General features: G+C 45.1%; 1 protein-coding gene. It reads right to left on the bottom strand.

Features of this window, described 5'->3' with window-relative positions:
* A partial coding sequence (locus tag AB4585_RS29160) for a hypothetical protein (RefSeq protein ID WP_372172299.1) occupies positions 1-209 on the bottom strand: 209 nt, incomplete at its 3' end.
* Positions 210-295 lie beyond the last annotated feature (86 nt).

The raw sequence follows: 295 nt of genomic DNA, 5'->3' as shown, positions 1-295 counted from the left end.
TCATCGTCTTCTGTCTTAAAGGAGAAGAGTCCGCCAACGGCCAGCATTAGCCCTGTTTCGGGCATATACCCCGGCCCGCCAAGGATAGAAAACATAGAACGATTAGGATCTTTAGAGTCAGAGCTAGAGGCAAACGCGTGCCATCCCCACACAGGGCAGCATAAAATTAGGGATAGGAATGCTTTAGTTGAGAATGAGCATCGACGCATATTGAAACACAGACAAAAGATCCATATTAAAAGCTGGAGTGATATTCATCTAATCACGTGTTTGCATTTCAGGTATGCAAGAGAAG

Origin of the sequence: Vibrio sp. 10N.222.49.C9 (assembly GCF_041474985.1) — a bacterium.
GTDB lineage: Bacteria > Pseudomonadota > Gammaproteobacteria > Enterobacterales > Vibrionaceae > Vibrio > Vibrio crassostreae_C.
Note: the sequence above shows the minus strand (reverse complement) of the source record. Positions and strands in the feature narration are given on the sequence as shown.